The sequence below is a fragment of the Shewanella sp. Iso12 genome, from assembly GCF_012030025.1.
Taxonomy (GTDB): Bacteria; Pseudomonadota; Gammaproteobacteria; order Enterobacterales; family Shewanellaceae; genus Shewanella; species Shewanella algae.
On record NZ_JAAUHW010000011.1, the window covers coordinates 80652 to 100885 of the forward strand.

A 20234-nucleotide genomic window follows, 5' to 3' on the forward strand; every position below is an offset into this window, starting at 1 on the left:
CGCGGGAGAGCAAGATGCAAAACACGCCAGAAACCCTACTGCAAGCCTGTGAGTCGCGAAGGTTATCTGCCTGGGATAATGTCAGATACCTGGTGTCTGTCTTGACGCTGCAGGGCGAACAGGCAAAGGCCTTTGAAGCCCAAATCGATGGCAAGCCGCATTATCTGCTGCAAGCCTTGGGCGTCTGTTTCGACTGTGGGCGCAGCAACAGTTATCAGGTGCAGATCCGTCTGTTGACCGATACCGAATTCACTCCAATGAAAGTGTTGGATATCACGCCGCTATCGGCCGAGCAGTTGGGTTACCTCTGTATGGAAACGGCCCATTTCGATCACTGCTACTGAGTGTCAGTTCGACAGATATAAAAAAACCGCCCTGAGGCGGTTTTTTTGCAAGCTGAGTCTATTACAGACCTGCGTCGGCGCGCAGGGCTTCAGCCTTGTTGGTTTGCTCCCATGGGAACTCATCACGGCCGAAGTGACCGTAAGCGGCGGTGCCTTGATAGATGGGACGCGCCAGATCCAGCATCTCGGTCAGGCCGTATGGGCGAAGATCGAAGTGCTGACGAACCAATTGGATCAGCAGCTCTTGCGAGACTTTGCCGGTACCGAAGGTTTCCACACTGATGGAAGTCGGTTCGGCCACACCAATGGCGTAAGACACCTGGATTTCACAGCGATCCGCCAGACCGGCAGCCACTATGTTCTTGGCAACGTAACGGGCAGCGTAAGCGGCGCTACGGTCAACCTTGGATGGGTCTTTACCTGAGAAGGCGCCACCACCGTGACGGGCCATGCCGCCGTAGGTATCAACGATGATCTTGCGACCGGTCAAACCACAGTCACCCATAGGGCCACCGATAACGAAACGGCCGGTTGGGTTGATGAAGTACTTGGTGTCCTTATTCAGCCACTGGGCAGGCAGTACCGGCTTAATGATGGTTTCCATCACGCCTTCCACCAGATCCGCCTGACTGACGCTGTCGCAATGCTGGGTAGAAAGTACCACGGCATCGATACCGACAATCTTGTTGTCTTCGTAGGCGAAAGTCACCTGAGACTTGGCGTCGGGACGCAGCCAAGGCAGAGCGCCGCTCTTGCGTACTTCGGACTGGCGCTTAACCAACTGGTGAGCATAAGTGATAGGAGCCGGCATCAGCACGTCAGTCTCATTGCTGGCGTAACCGAACATCAGACCCTGGTCACCGGCACCCTGTTCTTTGGGATCGGCACGGTCTACACCCTGGTTGATATCGGGGGACTGCTTACCGATGGCGTTCAGTACCGCACAGCTGTCGGCATCAAAACCCATATCTGAGTGGGTATAACCTATTTCGCGAACGGTTTTACGGGTCAGTTCTTCAATATCGACCCAGGCAGAGGTGGTGACTTCACCGGCTACCAATACCATACCTGTCTTGACCAGGGTTTCACAGGCTACACGGGCCTTGGGATCCTGAGCCAGGATCGCGTCGAGTACCGCATCAGAAATCTGATCGGCGATTTTATCTGGATGTCCTTCTGAGACCGACTCAGAGGTAAACAAGTGTTTTGCCATAATTCGGAAAATCTCGTCTGTGGAATTCAAACGTGTAGAAGCATCTACATCTAGACGGCCATTTTAGTAGAATTCGACTTGGATGACACCCCTTGTCGCAAATATTTGTGCGCCATGGCGCAGGAATCGGCTCAAATGACTCAAATCTTTTTTACTGTTTTCAGCTATTTTGCTGAAATTTATCAGATTCATCTGTATCTGAATCTAGACTTTTCCTCTGGCAATTCAGCCTTGGCATTTGCGTTGAAAGCGATCAGCGGACAGGCAAGTTGACAGCTTTGTGAGCGGCAGGCTTCGCAAATGAGGTGCAAATGTAAACACAAAGCAAAGCCTGGGCTGCTTTTGGCGCCGTGGGTGGGCGAATTTTATTTGCGTCCTTCTGCCCGGTAGGGGAAAATATGGCTCCATTTTGCCCAAGACCTCTAAGATCAAGCAGGAGAGAGCATGTCTTCCCGTAAAGAACTCGCTAACGCTATCCGTGTTTTAAGTATGGACGCTGTCCAAAAGGCCAATTCCGGCCACCCCGGTGCTCCCATGGGGATGGCAGATATCGCCGAAGTCCTGTGGCGGGATCACCTCAAGCACAACCCTGTGAACCCTCAATGGGCTGACCGCGACCGCTTTGTGCTGTCAAACGGCCATGGTTCCATGCTGCATTACTCACTGCTGCATCTGGCGGGTTATGATCTGGGCATTGAAGATCTCAAGCAGTTCCGGCAACTGCACTCACGTACTCCGGGCCACCCTGAATATGGTTATGCTCCCGGCATCGAAACCACCACAGGGCCTCTGGGCCAAGGCATCACCAATGCCGTAGGTATGGCGATTGCGGAAAAGACTCTGGCGGCTCAGTTTAACCGTGACGGTCACGATATTGTCGATCACCATACTTATGTCTTCATGGGTGACGGCTGTCTGATGGAAGGTATCTCCCACGAAGCCTGCTCTCTGGCCGGTACTCTGGGTCTTGGCAAACTGATCGCCTTCTGGGACGACAACGGTATCTCCATCGACGGTCATGTTGAAGGCTGGTTCAGTGATGATACCCCCAAGCGCTTTGAAGCCTACGGCTGGCACGTGGTTGCCGGTGTAGACGGTCACGATCCGCAAGCTATCAACGCTGCCATCGAAGCCGCCAAGGCCGATCCGCGTCCATCGCTGATCTGCTGCAAGACCATCATAGGTTACGGTTCTCCCAACAAGTCCGGTTCTCACGATTGCCATGGTGCGCCGCTGGGTGATGCTGAAATCGCCGCCGCCCGTGAATTCCTGGGCTGGAAGCACGACCCATTCGTGATCCCATCTGAAATCTATGCCGCCTGGGATGCCAAGGAAGCCGGTAAGGCCGCCGAAAGCAGCTGGAACGACAAGTTCGCCGCCTATGAAGCCGCTCACCCCGCGCTGGCCGCCGAGCTCAAGCGTCGCCTCAACGGTGAACTGCCAGCCAACTTTGACGCCGATGCCAAAGCCTATATAGAGCAGTTACAGGCCAATCCTGCCAATATCGCTTCCCGTAAGGCCTCGCAAAATGCCCTGGAAGCCTTCGGTAAAATGCTGCCGGAATTCTTAGGGGGCAGTGCCGACCTAGCGCCTTCCAACCTGACCATGTACTCAGGTTCCAAGCCTATTTCGGCCGAAGATGCCAGCGGCAACTACCTGCACTATGGTGTGCGTGAGTTTGGTATGACCGCCATCATCAACGGTATTGCCCTGCACGGCGGGTTTGTACCTTACGGCGCCACCTTCCTGATGTTTATGGAATACGCCCGTAACGCCATGCGCATGGCTGCGCTGATGAAGGTGCAGAACATTCAGGTCTATACACACGATTCCATCGGTCTGGGTGAAGACGGCCCGACTCACCAACCGGTTGAGCAGATTGCCTCGTTGCGTATGACTCCCAACATGAGCACCTGGCGCCCATGTGACCAGGTAGAATCTGCCATTGCCTGGAAGTACGCCATAGAGCGCAAAGACGGCCCAACTTCACTTATCTTCTCGCGTCAGAACCTGACCCAGATGCCACGCAGCGCCGAGCAACTGAGCGATGTGGCCAAGGGCGGTTATGTGCTGGTGGATTGCGAAGGCGCGCCTGAGCTGATCATCATTGCCACCGGCAGCGAAGTTGAGTTGGCGGTTAAGGCACAGGCTGAGCTGGCTGCTACTGGCGCCAAGGTGCGTGTGGTTTCCATGCCATCTACCGACGTATTTGACCAACAGGACGCGGCTTATAAAGAAGCCCTACTGCCAGCCAATGTCACAAAACGACTGGCAGTGGAAGCGGGCATAGCCGATTACTGGTATAAATATGTGGGCCTGAACGGTCGCATTATTGGCATGACCAGCTTCGGTGAGTCAGCGCCTGCCAATCAGTTGTTTGAGATGTTCGGTTTCACTGTAGATAAAGTGGTTGAAGCCGGTAAGGCTCTGCTCGCCTGAGCCGCGCCTGCCTGATTGGAAATGACTGTGCGGCAACCAGGCAATGGAATGCCGCACAGGAAGTGCAACGGCCTGTCAGGAAGACAGGCCGTTACCCAATCAGCATCCCTCATTAGAGGAACAGGATCTCCATGATCAGAGTCGCAATCAATGGTTATGGCCGCATCGGCCGCTCAATTCTCCGTGCCTTATACGAATCGGGTAAAAGGCAGCAAATTCAGATCGTTGCCATCAATGAACTGGCCAAGCCCGAGGCCATAGTCCACCTCACCAACTATGACACCACCCATGGTCGCTTCCATAGCCGCGCGAGTCTTGCAGACGGCATGATGCAACTGGGGGACGATAGCATCAGACTGTTGGCCGAGCCGGAGGCAGACAAACTGCCCTGGGGCGAGCTGGATATCGACTTGGTGTTCGAAGCCACAGGCGCCCTGTCTGATAGACAGAGCTGCGAGGCTCATATCCAGGCCGGTGCCCGCCAGGTATTGATAAGTCATCCCTCTTCGGCGGATGTTGACGCCACCATAGTCTATGGTGTCAACCAGGAACTGTTGGCCGCCGAACACACTGTGGTGTCCAACGCATCCTGTACCACCAACTGTATTGTCCCTGTTATCGATGTGCTGGATCGGCACTTTGGGGTCAAGAGCGGCGCTATTACCACTATCCACTCGGCGATGAATGATCAACAGGTGATAGATGCCTATCACGACGATCTGCGCCGAACCCGCGCCGCCGGGCAATCGATCATTCCGGTCGATACTAAGCTGGCCCGCGGCATAGAGCGTATCCTGCCGCAGATGAAGGATAAGTTCGAGGCCATTTCAGTGCGGGTGCCCACTATTAATGTCACCGCCATAGATGTGTCTGTGACTCTCAATGACAGAGTGGATATTGCCAAGGTAAACCAGGTGCTGGAACAGGCGACCCATGGCCGGCTTGAGGGCATTCTGGGCTATACTGATGAGCCTCTGGTATCATGCGATTTTAATCATGATCCGCGTTCCAGCGTGGTCGACGGCACCCAGACCCGGGTCAGTGATGGACAACTGGTGAAGCTGTTGCTTTGGTGCGACAACGAATGGGGCTTTGCCAACCGTATGTTGGATACGGCGCTGGCGATGATCAAGGCCCGCAGCGCCTGAGAGGCTGCAACAGATTATTCCAGGGTGGCAGGGAAGGCGCCGCCCTTAGTGAAACAGATTTGTTTTTGATTAAGAAGGAAGCGTAAAAATGGCAATTATCAAGATGTCAGAGCTGGATCTTCAGGGCAAGCGTGTGCTTATCCGTGAAGATCTCAACGTGCCTGTGGCCGATGGCGTGGTCACCAGCGACGCGCGTCTGCGGGCTTCGCTGCCCACTATCAAGTTGGCACTGGAAAAAGGGGCTGCCGTGATGGTGATGTCCCACCTGGGACGACCAACCGAAGGCGAATACAATGAGGAGTTTTCCCTCAAGCCTGTGGTGGATTATCTGGCCAAGGCGCTGAACTGCCCGGTACGTCTGGAAAAAGACTATCTGGATGGCGTCGAAGTTGCCCAAGGTGAAGTCGTGGTGTTTGAAAACGTCCGCTTCAACAAGGGTGAGAAGAAAAACGACGAGGCTCTTTCCAAGCAACTGGCAGCCCTGTGTGATGTCTATGTGATGGATGCCTTTGGTACCGCTCACCGCGCCCAGGCCTCGACTCATGGTGTCGGCATGTTTGCCCCGATAGCCTGCGCCGGCCCATTGCTGGCGGCTGAGCTGGATGCCCTGGGTAAGGCGATGGATAACCCGGCGCGTCCCTTGGTGGCGATTGTCGGTGGCTCCAAAGTGTCGACCAAGCTGACAGTGCTTGAATCTCTGTCCGGCATAGTGGATCAACTGGTAGTGGGTGGTGGTATCGCCAACACCTTTATTGCCGCCGCCGGCCATCCTGTGGGCAAGTCGCTCTATGAAGCTGACCTTATCGATGAAGCCAAGCGCCTGGTGGCCAATGCCCAGAGCCGTGGCGGCGATATCCCTGTGCCTACCGATGTGGTGGTTGGCAAGGAGTTCAGCCCTGCAGCCGTGGCTACCTTGAAGCCAGTGGCCGAGGTTGCCGACGATGAGATGATCTTCGACATAGGCCCGGATAGCGCCGAAGCCCTGGCAGCTATCTTGCAACAAGCCGGTACCATAGTCTGGAACGGTCCAGTTGGGGTATTCGAGTTCGACCAGTTCGGCGAAGGTACCAAGCGTATCGCCCAGGCGATCGCCGAGTCACCGGCCTTCTCCATCGCAGGTGGCGGTGATACTCTGGCCGCCGTGGACAAATACGGCATTGCCGACAAGGTGTCATACATCTCTACCGGTGGCGGCGCCTTCCTCGAGTTCCTCGAAGGTAAAGAGTTGCCGGCTGTGGCCATGCTCAAGGCCCGCGGTAACTGAGCAAAATCAAAAGAATTATAAAGAAACCGCTCCCGGCTTTGCCGGGAGCATCAAGTTAAATCCAAGCGATAGCGACCTCGGTGAAGCAATTCACCCTATTATTGGAGTAAAAAAATGGCCCTTATTTCCCTACGCCAACTGCTGGACCACGCCGCCGAACATGGATACGGCGTCCCGGCGTTCAACGTTAACAACCTGGAGCAGATGCGAGCCATCATGCAGGCCGCCGAAGCCACCGACAGCCCTGTGATTGTGCAGGCTTCAGCCGGTGCCCGTAAGTATGCCCGTCCTCAGTTTCTCAAGTATCTGATGGCGGCTGCCCTCGAGCAGTATCCGGATATCCCTGTGTGTATTCACCAGGACCACGGTACTCACCCTGACGTGTGTCAGCGTTCCATCCAGCTCGGCATGAGCTCTGTGATGATGGACGGTTCCTTGATGTCTGACGGCAAGACTCCTGCCTCTTATGAGTACAACGTCGATGTTACCCGCAAGACAGTGGCCTTCGCCCACGCCTGTGGTGTTTCTGTTGAAGGTGAAATCGGTTGTCTGGGTAGTCTGGAAACCGGCATGGCCGGCGAAGAAGACGGTATCGGCGCCGAAGGTACCCTGAGCCACGAGCAGATGCTGACCAGCCCGGAAGAAGCCGCCCGCTTCGTGGCCGACACTCATGTGGATGCCCTGGCCATCGCCATAGGTACCAGCCACGGTGCTTACAAGTTCAGCCGCAAGCCTACCGGCGATGTGCTGCGTATCGACCGCATCAAAGAGATCCACGCCCGTATTCCCAACACTCATCTGGTCATGCACGGCTCTTCTTCTGTACCTCAGGAGTGGCTGCAGATCATCAACCAGTATGGTGGCGCCATCCCTGAAACTTACGGCGTGCCGCTGGAAGAGATTGTTGAAGGCATCAAGCACGGTGTACGTAAGGTTAACATCGACACAGATTTGCGCCTGGCATCTACCGGTGCGGTACGTAAGTTCCTGGCTGAAAACCCAGCTGAGTTTGACCCACGCAAATTCCTCAAGGCCTCCATGGAAGCCATGGCCGACATCTGTACCGTTCGCTACGAAGCCTTCGGTTGTGCCGGTATGGGCTCCAAGATCAAGCCGCTGTCATTGCAGGCCATGTACAAGCGTTATCAGACCGGCGAACTGGACCCACAGATCAACCTGTAATCCCGTTCTCTGTATTGAAAGCCCGCATTCGCGGGCTTTTTTACGTCTCGTTTCCGGCGTTTAAAGCAGAGATAACAGCAGCGCCGTCAGGTAGAGTCCAAGGCCAAAAACCGTATGGGCCAACAGACTTCTGCATCTGGCTGTCCAGGGGGCCGGGGTACGTCTGGCCGCAAGGCCGGCACCCAGTCCCGGCTGCAGAATAAGAAAGGGCGCCAATACACTGATAATGCCAAGCAGCAGCGCCGGCATGATCTTCGGTGCTTGCAGCCATTGCGAACCGCAGATCGCCAGCAAGATGGCGGCAAAGATGATGCCTATCAGATAATGCGCTCCCCAGCCAAGCCAGGCTTCGCCCTTGATAGCAGCCGAGGCGCCGATAGGGCTGTGGATCAGTTTTCCCTTGGGTAAATGACCTATCCAGCGACCGACCATGGGATAGCTCAGTGAGGGGATCCCCAACAGCATTTTTTGCGCCAAGGCCCAAATATCCATTACCAGAGTTGCACCGACACCTAAAAGCAGCGCATTGAGCCAAAAGGGAAATTCCTGCATCTATCTTACTCCTTGTCGTATTTTGTCCATCCGGGCTGGGCGGTTGTCGCCCCTGATGGATGATGATAATCTATCATTCAATAAATTAATTGAATGATTGTTTGGTGAAGAAAAAATGTCAAGCGACAATCTGACCGAGACACAGGGGCAGCAGCTCGATAGTCACTACCGGGAACTGGCAGATATTGCCAAGGTGCTCTCTCATGGCCACAGGTTAAGGCTGCTGGAGCAGATAGCGCAGGGGGAATGGCCGGTCGAGCGTTTGGCCCAGCAGTGCGGTCTGACTCTGGCCAACTGTTCCCAACACCTGCAGCAACTGAAACGCGCCGGCATGGTGGACAGTCGCCGTGAAGGCAAACAGGTACTCTATTCTCTTGCCGATGGTCCCTTGTTGGTGCTGCTGCAGAGCCTGGCGCAGCTGGCCGATTTTCAGCGTTCCCGGGTTAATCAATTGGTGGCACGCCATAAGCCGGAGCCGGGTAGCGGTGAAGGGGTTTCCCGGGAGGCGTTGTTGGCGCGGCTTGAAAGTGGTGATGTATTGCTGCTGGATGTGCGTCCCGAAGAGGAGTTTTTACTCGGCCATCTTCCGGGGGCTCTCAACCTGCCATTGCCGCTGTTGGAAGCGGAACTGGCACGTCTGCCCAAGCACACAGAGATAGTGGCCTATTGCCGCGGCCCTTATTGCGCCCTGTCGGATGAGGCGGTGGCCTTGCTGCAGGCACAGGGCTTTAATGCCAAGCGACTCAATGCCGGTTTCCCCGACTGGAAGGCGGCTGGCTTGGTGGTGGAAGTCTGACTTGGACAGCTGAACCTATCACAAAACACCTTTTATCAGCTTGGCCAGGCTGGCTATCGATTGCTCCAACTTTGGCCCACCAGGCAGTGAGGCATTGATGCGAAAACAGTGGCTGAACTCCCGGTGCGCCGAGAACATCTGTCCCGGCGCCAGGCTTATTCCTTGCGAGAGCGCCTGGCGATAGAGCTCTGTGGTGTCCCGCCCCTCGGGTAACTCTACCCAGAGAAAATAGCCGCCATCGCCATAATGCACTCTGACACTGTCGGGTAAGCGGTTCTTCAATGCCTGCCAGGTGGCGAATTTTCGTTGCTCCAGGGTGCGCCTCAATTGTCGCAGGTGGGTCTCATAACTGCGGGTCGACAGGTAATGAGCCAGCGCCAATTGCACCGGGGTGCTGGTGGCCAGGGTGCTCATCAGTTGCAGTTTTTGAATACTGAGCGCCATCTTGCCGGCGGCCACCCAACCGACGCGAAAACCGCCCACCAGAGACTTGGAGAAGGAGCCGCAGTGCAGGGTTCTGTTGTCCGGGTCGAAGGCCTTGGCCGGCAGGGGCTTCTCCTTGCCGAAATAGAGTTCACTGTAGACATCGTCTTCAATCAAAAAGCAGTCGTGTTCCTGCAAGAGTTTCAGCAAACGACGCTTCTTGTCATCGCTCATACTGCAGCCCAAGGGATTTTGAAAGTTGGTCATCAACCAGCAGGCCTTGACCCTGTGAGTTTGCAGCGCCTGGGCCAGAGACTGTAGATCTATTCCTTCCTGGGGATGGGTGCGAATGGCGAGCGCCTTGAGACCGAGGCGCTCCAGCGACTGCAGGGCGCCGTAAAAGGCGGGGTTTTCTATCACCACCCAATCCCCGGGACGGGTGACCGCCTGCAGGCTCAGGTTCAATGCCTCCAGTGCTCCCGCGGTGATCACTATTTCATCCGGGGAGATGCTCATTCCCTGCGCCGCGTAGCGCTGGGCTATGATATGCCTGAGCGCCGGGTTCCCGGGGGGCAGATTGTCCAGAGCGCTGGCGGAATCCAGGGTCTTGGCGCTTGAGATTAAGGCCCGGTTCAACTGTTTGTGGGGCGACAGCCCGGGATCCGGGTAGGCGGAGCCAAACCCCGTGATCCCCGGATCGCGACTGGCCTGCAACACCTCAAAGATAAAGGCGTTGATATCCACCGACTCGGCGCGGGTCACAGCACTGGACTGATGCAGACCTTGAGGCTTGGGGGCAGCCACTTTCGGGGCGACAAAGTAACCTGAGCGGGGGCGGGAGATTATCCAGCCCTGGCTTTCCAGTACCTGATAGGCATGCATTACTGTCATCAAACTCATCTGGCTCTGCTGAGTCTGCTCTCTGAGTGAAGGTAAGCGGTCACCCACCTGCCAGACACCGCTCTGTATCTGCTGCCTCAATTGCTGGATCAGGGTTTCATATTTGGCCATGGTTTACTCTGCTTTATTGCCCGTGCCCAGCATAACAATTATTCAATCTGTTATATATAAAATCGTATTTTCTGTATCTATTATAGTTTTGTCTCAGTCCTTAAGATGCCAGCCAGGTTTATTGACCCTTTGAGGTGGTTCATGTTTGGACTGGATGCATTCGAAATGGCACGCATACAGTTTGCCTTCACGGTTTCTTTTCACATTATCTTCCCGGCCATCACCATTGGCCTGGCAAGTTATCTCGCGGTACTGGAAGGGCTTTGGCTCAAAAAGCGTAATCCGGTATACAAGCAGCTGTATCATTTTTGGTCCAAGGTATTTGCGGTCAACTTTGGTATGGGGGTGGTTTCCGGCTTGGTGATGGCTTACCAGTTTGGCACTAACTGGAGCGGCTTTTCCGAGTTTGCCGGAAGTATTACCGGCCCTCTGCTGACTTATGAAGTGTTGACCGCCTTCTTCCTCGAAGCCGGATTTCTGGGAGTGATGTTGTTTGGCTGGAAAAAAGTCGGCGATCAGCTGCACTTCTTCTCCACCTGTATGGTCGCCCTCGGCACCATAATGTCCATGTTCTGGATCTTGGCCTCCAACAGTTGGATGCACACGCCCCAGGGCTTTGTCATTGAAGCCGGTCAAGTGGTACCGACAGACTGGTTGGCTGTCATCTTCAACCCTTCCTTTATTCCGCGTCTTTCGCATATGGCGGTGGCCGCCTTTATCTGCTGTGCCTTGATGGTGGCGGCATCGGGCGCCTGGCATTTGCTTAAAGGCAACGACAACCCGGCGGTGCGCAAGATGTTCTCCATGGCGCTGTGGATGATCCTCGCCTGTGCACCTTTGCAGGCCTTGCTTGGGGATATTCACGGGCTCAATACCCTGGAGCATCAGCCGGCCAAAGTCGCCGCCATGGAAGGGCACTGGGACAACAGCTCGGGGGAGCCGACACCGCTGATCCTGTTTGGCTGGCCCAATATGGAGACAGAAACCACTGACTATGCCCTCAAGATCCCGGCGCTGGCCAGTTTGATCCTGATGCACGACAGCCAGGCCCAGGTGCCGGCGCTGAAGGAGTTTGCCGTGGAAGACAGGCCCAATGTCCCTATCGTCTTCTGGTCATTTCGGGTCATGGTCGGACTGGGCATGCTGATGCTGCTGCTCGGTGTCGTCAGCCTTTGGCTCAGACGCAGTGGTGGCCTGTACCAGAGCCGCTGGTTTCTGCGCTTCAGTCTGTTCATGGGACCATCGGGACTCATAGCTCTGTTGGCCGGGTGGATAACCACGGAAGTGGGGCGGCAACCCTGGATCATTCATGGGGTAATGCGCACCCGGGATGCGGTCTCCGCCCATGGCGAGCTGCATATGAGCCTGAGCCTGCTGGGGTTCTTTGTGGTCTACAGCCTGGTGTTTGGTTTGGGGTATCTCTATCTGCTCAATCTTATCCGTCAGGGGCCCAAGGTCGAGGAAGTCTTATCCGAAAGCCCTGCGTTGGTCGGGCGTATTTCACAGTTTCACAGCGACGAGCTGCATAAGGAGAGCTGAGTATGGGCATTGATCTGGCTGTTATCTGGTTTGTGATTATTATTTTCGCCACCTTGATGTACATAGTCATGGATGGTTTCGACCTGGGAGTGGGGATACTGCTGCCCTTGGTTGGAGACAGGCATGACAAAGATATCATGGTGAACTCAGTGGCACCTGTGTGGGACGGCAATGAAACCTGGCTGGTACTGGGCGGGGCTGCGCTGTTCGGCGCCTTTCCGCTGGCTTATGCGGTGATTATCGATGCCTTGGCGATTCCGCTGACCTTTATGCTGGTGGCGCTTATCTTTCGAGGCTTGGCGTTTGAGTTTCGCTTCAAGGCGTTTGAAGGCCACAGAAAAGCCTGGGACAGGGCATTTGCCATCGGCTCTGTGGCAGCGACCTTCTTCCAGGGGGTGGTGCTGGGGGCTGTGATATCCGGTTTCCCTGTCATAGATCGCAGCTTTGCCGGCTCGCAGCTCGACTGGTTGGCGCCTTTCCCGCTTTTATGCGGTGTCGGGCTGGTGGTCGCTTACGGACTCCTTGGCAGCAGCTGGCTAATCATGAAGACCCAGGGGCATCTGCAGCAACAGATGTTTCTGCTGAGCCGCTCTTTGCTCATAGGCTTGCTGGTGGCAATAGTGCTGGTCAGTATCTGGACGCCTTTGGCACATCCCCAAATCGCCGAGCGTTGGTTTTCACTGCCGAACCTGATTTTCCTCTCACCCGTGCCTTTATTGACGGCACTACTGGGATGGAATCTGTACCTGGGCCTGCAAAGGCAAGATACTTACCAACCCTTTGTGATGACGCTGCTCTTGGTGTTACTGGGGTTCTGCGGTCTTGGGATCAGCATCTGGCCCTATATTATTCCACCGGGTATCAGCATCTGGCAGGCTTCGGCACCACCCCAGAGCCAAGGCTTCATGTTGGTGGGGGCTCTGTTTATTATCCCCATTATTCTGGTTTATACCTGCTGGACCTATTATGTGTTCCGCGGCAAGGTGAGCGCCGATGAAGCCTATCATTGACGCTTTGAGGGGCCGGGCCATCCGGCTGCTGGCCCCGGCTAAGAATTGGCTCGATAGCCGTCCAGGCTGTTGGATGCTGCTGCTTTGGTGCTTGAGTGTTCTTTCTTTGCTGAGTGTCTCTTCGCTGTTGCGACTGCTGATGTCTGCGGCCGGGTTGAAGGCCTGATAGCCTTGTCTCTGTCAGACAAAACGGTTACCGGTGTCGGAAATCAGGTTTTTTCAGCTGCAAAATGCGAGCTGTTTCGTATTTTTCGCCATAGATGTTAAGATGGCGCCCGTTTTTTTAGGGGATTGCTTTGAACGGAGATGCACAAGAATGAAAAAACTGCTTAGCGCTGCAGCCATTCTGCTGGTCGCACCATTTGCTCACGCTGGGGCTGACTTTGTCGAAGGTGATAAAACATTTGCCGGTGAGGCGGAGTTGGGGGCAACCCTGACCACAGGTAACACTGAAACCTCTTCGGTGAAGGCTCGCCTGGCGATGAAACACGAACTGGGCAACTGGGAAAACCAGTACCTGCTCGAAGGTCTGTACAAGGAAGATTCTGAAGAAGTTACTGCCAAGCGTTATTTTGGTGGTGTTCAGGGCAACTACCGTCTGGATGAGCGCAGCTATCTGTTTGCCAACACCAGCTACGAAGCCGATCCCTTCACTGGTTACGATTACAAGTTCAACAGTGCGGCCGGTTACGGCTACCGTGTATTCCAGGGCAGCAAAAGCTTCCTGGATGCCGAGATAGGTCCTGGTTACCAGTATCAGCGTCTGGACAGTGAGCAAAGCGCCATTCTGGGCTATAACTCTGACGCCAGCTGGGTCGCTCACGGAGTGATCAACTATGAGCTTGAGATCAGCAAGACCTCCAAGTTCCGCCAGATGTTTATTGCCGATTATGGCGACAAGCTCGACGCCCGCTCCGAGACTTCGCTGACCGCCAACATCATCGGCGCCCTGGCAATGAAGTTTGCCGTGATTGTGCGTTATAACAGCGATCCGCTGGACGACAAAAAGAGCACTGACACTGAAACCAATATGACACTGCTGTATTCTTTCTAAAAAAGCCGTGACATAAAAAGTGTGAACCAGATAAAAGCGCCTGCGGGCGCTTTTGTGATCTATGGTGTTTTTTTACCAGTCTTTTTCAATTCTTCTGCTGCGGTCTGCCACTTAGAGCCGGGTCTTGCTCACTTAAATTGCAGAAATTTGCGTTTTATCAAGATTCGCTTTCCATTCTCTGTGCTAGGTTTTAGTTAATTTCCTACCAAGAGAAGAAAGAGATGAAGTTAATGCGTTTGCATGGGGGCTGCGCAGCCTTAGGGGGAATTTTGTCAGGACTGTTTTCGCCTGTGGTCCTGGCTAGCACGGAAGCCACAAATAACCTGAGTCTGACAGACTCAACCGTGGGGTATCTGGCTCTGACTCTGTTTGCCATCGCCTATTTACTGGTGATGGGGGAGGAGAAGCTGCACCTGAGAAAGTCCAAGCCTGTGTTGGTCGCTGCCGGTCTCATCTGGGGCATGATAGGTTATGTCTATACCCAGAATGGTATGTCGGAAGTGGCCGAAGCCGCCTTCAAACATAACCTGCTCGAATATGCCGAGTTGTTGCTGTTTTTGCTGGTGGCCATGACCTATATCAACGCCATGGAAGAACGTAAGTTGTTCGACGCCTTGCGTTGTTGGATGGTCAGCAAGGGCTTCAGTTTATACCAGATATTTTGGCTTACCGGTTTACTGGCCTTCTTTATTTCGCCCATCGCCGACAACCTGACCACTGCGCTGCTGATGTGCGCCGTGGTGATGAAAATGGGCGCCGATAATCGCCGTTTTATCACCCTGTCGTGCATCAACATAGTGGTGGCGGCCAACGCCGGTGGCGCCTTCAGCCCCTTTGGGGACATCACCACTCTGATGGTGTGGCAAAAGGGTATGGTGCACTTTTCCGAGTTCTTCAAGCTGTTCCTGCCATCACTGGTGAATTTCCTGGTGCCGGCGGTGATCATGAGCCTGTTTATTTCCAGGGAAAAATCTGATGCCCTGGTTGAAAAGGTTTACACCAAGACAGGCGCCAAGCGGATAGTGCTGCTGTTCCTGTTCACCATAGCCATGGCTGTGTGTACCCATTCACTGCTGGGTCTGCCGCCTGTGCTTGGCATGATGACAGGCCTTGGACTGCTGCAGTGTTTTGGCTTCTACCTGAGGAAGAATTTCCCCAAAGCGCTGGCAAGAGCGCAGGAGAAGGCGCGCCTGATGCAGGATGAAAAGCGTCTGGAGCAACTGGGTAACGTGGTGCCTTTCGATGTATTCAGCCGTATTGCCAGAGCCGAATGGGACACTTTGCTGTTCTTCTATGGTGTGGTGCTGTGTGTCGGCGGTTTGGGCTTTATGGGCTATTTGAGCATGGTATCCCATGCCATGTACACCCAGTGGGATCCCACCTATGCCAACGTCGCCATTGGGGTGCTGTCCTCTATCATAGACAACATTCCAGTGATGTTTGCCGTACTGACAATGAACCCGGATATGGCGTTGGGACAATGGCTGTTGGTAACCCTGACCGCCGGGGTTGGGGGGAGTTTGTTGTCCATCGGCAGTGCCGCCGGGGTGGCGCTGATGGGGCAGGCGAGAGGGGTATACACCTTTGGGGCTCACCTCAGGTGGACACCCGTGATCGCCCTGGGTTACGTAGCCAGCATTCTGGTGCACCTCTGGATTAACAGTTCTACATTCTAGATAAGAATGTATCATATTGTTAATTAACAAAATTTCAATTGTGGGAAAAGTCTGAGAGACGGTTCACGCTTCTTGTCAAAAGCTTAAAAACACCCATACAGATCACTCTGGATGGGTGTTTTTTTCCCTTATACTGCCGCCATTCATTTGCTGCTGAGCCACGCCATGCAGATAGGTTGCTATTGGTTTGATGCCGATACCGGCACGCTCAAACATACTGGATCCGGGATGAGCTGGACACTGTCTGAAACAGAGCAGTGTGTGCTGAATATTTTGTTGGCTCACAGGGGGCAGGTGGTATCCAGAATGCAACTGCTGCAGGAGGCCGCCATTCCCGCCAATCAAGGGCATTTATTGGAGCAGGCGGTGGCCAGGATCCGCCAATACCTGGGACCCGAGCACAGCGACCTCTTGGAATCCGTAGACAGGCAAGGTTTTTTGCTGCATAGCAAGACTCGAGGCCGCAGGCCCATCTCTTTGTCCCCCAAGGGACAAACGCCCTGGCGTCACTATTGTTGGATGTTACTGCTGAGCGCACTGGCATTGGTTTTTTTGTCATCCAGGGTTGGGCCACTGCGCTATCTGGAAACGCCGGATGAGGTGATTAAACTCGTACACCCTTCGGGCAGTACTACCTTTTTGCGTCTCTACGGCGAACCCAAAGCATTGGCCGCATTGAAAGATTTGACTCAAGGCATTGAAGACTGGCTGGCACGCTGCCCCGATAGTTGGCGCACCATTTCCATCTCCCTCAGCGATGACAACAAGGTGTTGAGTATGGTGGTCAAGGGAGAAGGCGACCAAGGCGAGTACCTCAAGGCTTATAAGTTGACCATGGCCCAGATGAACGCCTGCGCCCCCGAATATACCTGGCTGAGGGAGGCACTGCGCTGTGACTGAATCGACTCTGCGGCGGCGGTTACGCCAAAACCGGATCTGGATACTGCTGCTGTTATTACTGCTGTTGTTTGCTGCCGGCATTCTCTGGGGCGATACCCTGATTTCCAAACGTCTTAGCCCTAATTTCAACTGTGAAGCGAGTTTGATCCGTCCCGGCATGGCAGTGGATCAGGCCAACACTGAAAAGCTCAGGCTCAGGATAGCCACAGAAAATGGTCATGTCAGACTGCGGGTGAGCTATCGTCACGACTCTGAGCCTTGGGCCAGCATCGAACTGACAGGGCTCATCAAAGGGATTGAGCCTGGCTCCCTGAGCTATTTGATAAGCCTGGAGCAGCGACAGGAAAAGCTGCAAGTGGATGAAGCAGAGTTACCCCCATATCTACTGACGATGCGGGACAGTATCAATAAGGTGTTGGCTCAGTCAGGCAAACTGGATCTCAGACTGCATGTACTTGAGATGGATATTCTGGCCGACTATGCACTTATCCAGGTGACGCCTGGAGATCACCTCTGGGCCTGTCGTATGAGTGAGTTTGAGGAGGATAAGGCCCAAGAGCCGCTGCTCTCCCTGATCAGCGGCTTATTTGATGGGGCAGTTTTCGGGGGTTAGTTCGCACCTTCCCCTGTGGTGGGAGAGTAGAGTGTCAGCTCATTGCTGATCTCTGTGCCAAACACCTCTATGGCCACCTTATAACGGCTGACGGCACCGCTGGTGGCATTGGCATCCCAATCCAGTCCAGATGGACTGAAGCTGTAGCTGCCGGCACTGTCCAGAGCCTGCAGCGGTTCAGCGCACTCGGTCGCCGGATCGCAGCTGTAACCATAGGTCACATGCCAGCGTTTCCAGGCCTTGGGCTTGGTGGAAGCCTGCTCTTCTGCCGGATAACCAAAGTAGGTGATCTGGTACTTGGCGGCATTGGTGAGCGCCTTGCCTTCGGCGTTTTGCAGGGCAAAGGTGACCTGGCCTGAGTCGGGATCGAAGCTATTGAGGGTCAACTCAATACTGCTTGCCTCGGCAATATCCTGGCTGGGTTTCTCGACCGGCGGCGGAGGGGTGATCTCGCCACCGCCATTACTGTTGTCATCATCGCTGCCACAGCCTCCCAAGAGCAGGGCCGAGCCGAGCAGCAGGCTCAGATAGCTGATTTTCATCGGATAATCCTCAGTTAAAGTGCCCGGTATGACAGGTGGTACATTCCATATCTGTCTTGACGCTGGCGGCTGGCCCCATGGTGCTGCTGGAGCCATGACAGCTTTGGCAACTCTGGGCTTCGGTGCTGGGTTTGCTCTCCGGCAGGGCGGCCAAGTCTTCGCCCTTGTGGGCTCGGTTCAGGAGTTCCACCAGATGATAGGCAATGGAGGCCGATAAACGATAGCAGCGTTCGCCTTTTTCGGAGAAGGTCTTGCCTGAGGCCTTGGACCAGTTACTGATGGAGGAGTGGCACAGCACGCTGTTGGCAACCGAGGACTTGACCACCAGGGCGGTCTTTTCGGCGGTGGAGCCGATTCCGGCAACGAACTCATCGCTGGACAAAGGCAGTTCGGTATTCTCGTAGTAGCGGAACAGGGCGCCGATGACGGCGGCATTTTGGCCATTGATGTCATCGAGAATATTGACCAGCATACCTACCGCATTGAGGTTACCGCAAAGCGTGCCCTGGCCGGTGACCCCGGCAAAACCATAACCGGCCAGCGCCGTTGGAATAGTGGCAAACTTATCGGCATCGACACTGGCGGACTGCGCCAGCATGGTCACAGTAGCGTGAAATACCTGATGCATACAGCCACCGCCGGTTTCATAAGCGAGTTTGGCGGTCGCCATGGGATCCAATGGGGCATATTTGAGTTTTTCCCCCAGTTCCAGGCGGTAGTTTCCTGACTCATCCGTGGCTGCAAAGGCACAAGTGGCCGTGAGGCCGGCTCCGGCTGCTGCGGCGCTAATTCCAATGATCTGGCCGAGGGCCTGACGTCTGTTAATGCTCATATTTATCACCCTTTGTTGTCTTTGTTTTTCCCGACCTGGTCGGTTGTCTTCAGCTTAGGGGGATGCCTGATGAAGGTTGTGATTCAGCGCGCATGAATCCTGAGTTGGCCGAAAACGGATTTTTGACATGCAAAGACGATTGACGGCTTGCATCTTGATACCCATTGAGGATTAGCATTTGATATGGGTCACTTTATTTGTTGCATTCATGTTGATTAATGGCGTCTTCATGGCTTTTTCCCTCAGTCTTCAGTGGCTTCAATCCTGGGTACTGGTTCACAAAATGCCACTTGCTTCCCTCTTGGTCGGCGCCTCGCCTGAGTTGGATCACTTTTTAAACTTTTTCCTGTGTCAGGGTTAAGAGGATCACAGTAGTGATTAGATTTCTTGCATAGACTCATAACCATATAAAACAGGAGGAATATAATGCAGATAGGCGACTGCTGGTTTGATGAAGCCAGTGGTGAGTTACAACACAGGGGCCGGGGGGATAGCTGGCATCTTCCCCGGGCGGAGTTACAGGTACTGAAACTCCTGCTCGCCAATCAGGGGCGTTTGGTTTCCCGTATCGAGTTGCGCGCCGGTGATGACAATCATCCCCCTTTGAGCGATTCGTCCGTAGCCCGTGCTGTCTGTATGTTGCGTGCCTTTCTGGGGCCCGAATATGAGTCTTTGATTGAAACGGTCAAGGGGCAGGGGTATCTGCTGCGCTCATCTGTGGCCCGTAAACCTGCAGGAGTGCTGGAGTCCAGGTTGAATGCCGGTCCCAAACAACTGCTGGTGGGCCTGGTGCTGATATTCATGCTCGGCCTCAGTCTCTTTTATCTGTATCGCTTGCCCAGAGTGGCGCCCACCATTCCGCTGAACAAGCAGGAATTGACCTTGCTTTCGGGTCAGAGAATGGAGCTGTTTTTCTATTCCAACTCCCGCACCAACAACCAGTTGTTGACCGAGCAGGGGAAGGTGTTGGCCTCGGCATTGGCCCAGTGCAAGAGCAGCCCCTGGCGCAAGTTATATGTGTCGCTGTCCCATGATAAGCAGGTACTTAACCTCACCTTGAGAGGCGAGTATCTGGGACAATCCGTGGTGCGTAATCTCAAGATCAGCGATGGCCGTCAGGTGAAGGCATTTGTGAGCGTACCTTGGCTCAAGGAGGTTGATCTCTGTGGCTAGACGTTGGCTTTGGATGATAAATCTGCTGATCCTGATCTTTCTGCTCGGCTGTTTGCTGGTGATCTATCGTTTCAGCCAGACAGCGCCCGCTTTGGCGCTTAACTGCAGCTCCGAGCTCTACGACCGGCAGTTGAACGAGGGCGAAGATGCGCAGCACTACCTGCTGCTGGATCTGCAGACCAAAGGCAAGCGAGCCCTGGTCAACTATCGCTACTTCAACATGGATGGCACCCCCGCCGGCAGTATCTTGATGCAGGGGCAACTGGCTTCGGAAGAAGCCGGCCGTTATCAAATTCTGGTCACGGACAAACAGGAACTCTCCGGCAAGGGTGCAAGGCCCGCCCACATGCAATACCTCTCCTATATTTCCAGTTTCAACCTCAGCAACGAAGGCCTGCATCATTTGGCACTGGAGATCCTCGATGCCGATGAAGCCAAAGACTATGCTATTGTGTTATTCCAACCGAGCAACACAGTATGTGGCTGTCGCCTGATCCATTGACAGCTGAATTTTTGCTGACGA

20 protein-coding genes are annotated in these 20234 nt (G+C 54.5%); 15 read left to right on the forward strand and 5 right to left on the reverse strand.

Annotation, left to right across the window (positions count from 1 at the left end; genetic code table 11):
• The first annotated feature begins 14 nt into the window (after positions 1-14).
• Entirely contained in the window at positions 15-344 is a 330-nt protein-coding gene (locus tag HCX89_RS16965; RefSeq protein ID WP_167716786.1) for a hypothetical protein, read from the forward strand.
• 61 nt (positions 345-405) lie between these two features.
• Here HCX89_RS16965 and metK read toward each other — a convergent pair whose 3' ends face one another.
• Positions 406-1557, reverse strand: a complete 1152-nt coding sequence (gene metK, locus HCX89_RS16970) for a methionine adenosyltransferase (protein WP_025010015.1) — start codon at positions 1555-1557, stop codon at positions 406-408.
• Positions 1558-2001: 444 nt separating this feature from the next.
• Between metK and tkt the strand changes: the two genes are divergently transcribed.
• From tkt to fba, 4 genes are all read left to right on the forward strand, one after another.
• Positions 2002-3996 (forward strand): transketolase, encoded by a 1995-nt coding sequence (gene tkt, locus HCX89_RS16975; RefSeq protein WP_167716788.1) that lies wholly within the window; start codon positions 2002-2004, stop codon positions 3994-3996.
• A 131-nt stretch (positions 3997-4127) separates the two neighbouring features.
• Complete coding sequence (gene epd / locus HCX89_RS16980) at positions 4128-5144, forward strand: erythrose-4-phosphate dehydrogenase (RefSeq protein WP_025010017.1); 1017 nt, start codon at positions 4128-4130, stop codon at positions 5142-5144.
• Positions 5145-5232: 88 nt separating this feature from the next.
• Positions 5233-6408 carry a phosphoglycerate kinase gene (locus tag HCX89_RS16985; RefSeq protein ID WP_025886944.1) on the forward strand — a complete coding sequence of 392 codons (1176 nt, stop codon included), beginning with the start codon at positions 5233-5235 and terminating at the stop codon, positions 6406-6408.
• 114 nt (positions 6409-6522) lie between these two features.
• Positions 6523-7590, forward strand: coding sequence for a class II fructose-bisphosphate aldolase (gene fba / locus HCX89_RS16990; RefSeq protein WP_025886945.1), 1068 nt, complete (start codon positions 6523-6525; stop codon positions 7588-7590).
• Between the two features lie 60 nt (positions 7591-7650).
• Here fba and HCX89_RS16995 read toward each other — a convergent pair whose 3' ends face one another.
• A complete protein-coding gene (locus tag HCX89_RS16995; protein WP_025010020.1) occupies positions 7651-8142 on the reverse strand; it encodes a DUF2938 domain-containing protein in 492 nt (163 codons plus the stop codon).
• Between the two features lie 115 nt (positions 8143-8257).
• On the opposite strand from HCX89_RS16995, the gene HCX89_RS17000 reads away from it, so the two are divergent.
• Entirely contained in the window at positions 8258-8938 is a 681-nt protein-coding gene (locus HCX89_RS17000) for a metalloregulator ArsR/SmtB family transcription factor (RefSeq protein WP_167716790.1), read from the forward strand.
• Between the two features lie 18 nt (positions 8939-8956).
• Here HCX89_RS17000 and HCX89_RS17005 read toward each other — a convergent pair whose 3' ends face one another.
• Positions 8957-10372: a PLP-dependent aminotransferase family protein gene (locus HCX89_RS17005; RefSeq protein ID WP_025010021.1), complete on the reverse strand. Its 1416-nt coding sequence runs from the start codon at positions 10370-10372 to the stop codon at positions 8957-8959.
• Positions 10373-10513: 141 nt separating this feature from the next.
• Here HCX89_RS17005 and HCX89_RS17010 point away from each other — a divergent pair, with 141 nt between their 5' ends.
• The 7 genes from HCX89_RS17010 (at position 10514) to HCX89_RS17040 (ending at position 17164) form a co-directional block, all read left to right on the forward strand.
• A complete protein-coding gene (locus tag HCX89_RS17010; protein WP_028780185.1) occupies positions 10514-11911 on the forward strand; it encodes a cytochrome ubiquinol oxidase subunit I in 1398 nt (465 codons plus the stop codon).
• Between the two features lie 2 nt (positions 11912-11913).
• Entirely contained in the window at positions 11914-12921 is a 1008-nt protein-coding gene (cydB, locus tag HCX89_RS17015) for a cytochrome d ubiquinol oxidase subunit II (RefSeq protein ID WP_025010023.1), read from the forward strand.
• Positions 12922-12994: 73 nt separating this feature from the next.
• Positions 12995-13087: a DUF2474 family protein gene (locus tag HCX89_RS22915; RefSeq protein WP_223828965.1), complete on the forward strand. Its 93-nt coding sequence runs from the start codon at positions 12995-12997 to the stop codon at positions 13085-13087.
• Positions 13088-13237: 150 nt separating this feature from the next.
• Positions 13238-13975 (forward strand): YdiY family protein, encoded by a 738-nt coding sequence (locus HCX89_RS17025; protein WP_044733810.1) that lies wholly within the window; start codon positions 13238-13240, stop codon positions 13973-13975.
• Between the two features lie 221 nt (positions 13976-14196).
• Entirely contained in the window at positions 14197-15651 is a 1455-nt protein-coding gene (nhaD, locus tag HCX89_RS17030) for a sodium:proton antiporter NhaD (RefSeq protein WP_025010025.1), read from the forward strand.
• Positions 15652-15762: 111 nt separating this feature from the next.
• On the forward strand, positions 15763-16551 hold the full coding sequence (locus HCX89_RS17035) for a helix-turn-helix domain-containing protein (protein WP_144135312.1): 789 nt from the start codon (positions 15763-15765) through the stop codon (positions 16549-16551).
• A complete protein-coding gene (locus HCX89_RS17040; protein WP_144380054.1) occupies positions 16544-17164 on the forward strand; it encodes a hypothetical protein in 621 nt (206 codons plus the stop codon). Before HCX89_RS17035 ends, HCX89_RS17040 begins: the two co-directional genes overlap by 8 nt.
• Here HCX89_RS17040 and HCX89_RS17045 read toward each other — a convergent pair.
• Both HCX89_RS17045 and HCX89_RS17050 read right to left on the reverse strand, forming a co-directional pair.
• Complete coding sequence (locus tag HCX89_RS17045; protein ID WP_144380053.1) at positions 17161-17706, reverse strand: hypothetical protein; 546 nt, start codon at positions 17704-17706, stop codon at positions 17161-17163. The two genes, HCX89_RS17040 and HCX89_RS17045, sit on opposite strands and share 4 nt — an antisense overlap.
• Before the next feature lie 10 nt (positions 17707-17716).
• A complete protein-coding gene (locus HCX89_RS17050; protein WP_025886951.1) occupies positions 17717-18538 on the reverse strand; it encodes a hypothetical protein in 822 nt (273 codons plus the stop codon).
• 426 nt (positions 18539-18964) lie between these two features.
• Between HCX89_RS17050 and HCX89_RS17055 the strand changes: the two genes are divergently transcribed.
• Positions 18965-19711: a helix-turn-helix domain-containing protein gene (locus HCX89_RS17055; RefSeq protein WP_028780179.1), complete on the forward strand. Its 747-nt coding sequence runs from the start codon at positions 18965-18967 to the stop codon at positions 19709-19711.
• Entirely contained in the window at positions 19704-20213 is a 510-nt protein-coding gene (locus HCX89_RS17060) for a hypothetical protein (protein ID WP_025010031.1), read from the forward strand. The genes HCX89_RS17055 and HCX89_RS17060 overlap by 8 nt, the downstream gene beginning before the upstream one ends.
• Positions 20214-20234: the final 21 nt, after the last annotated feature.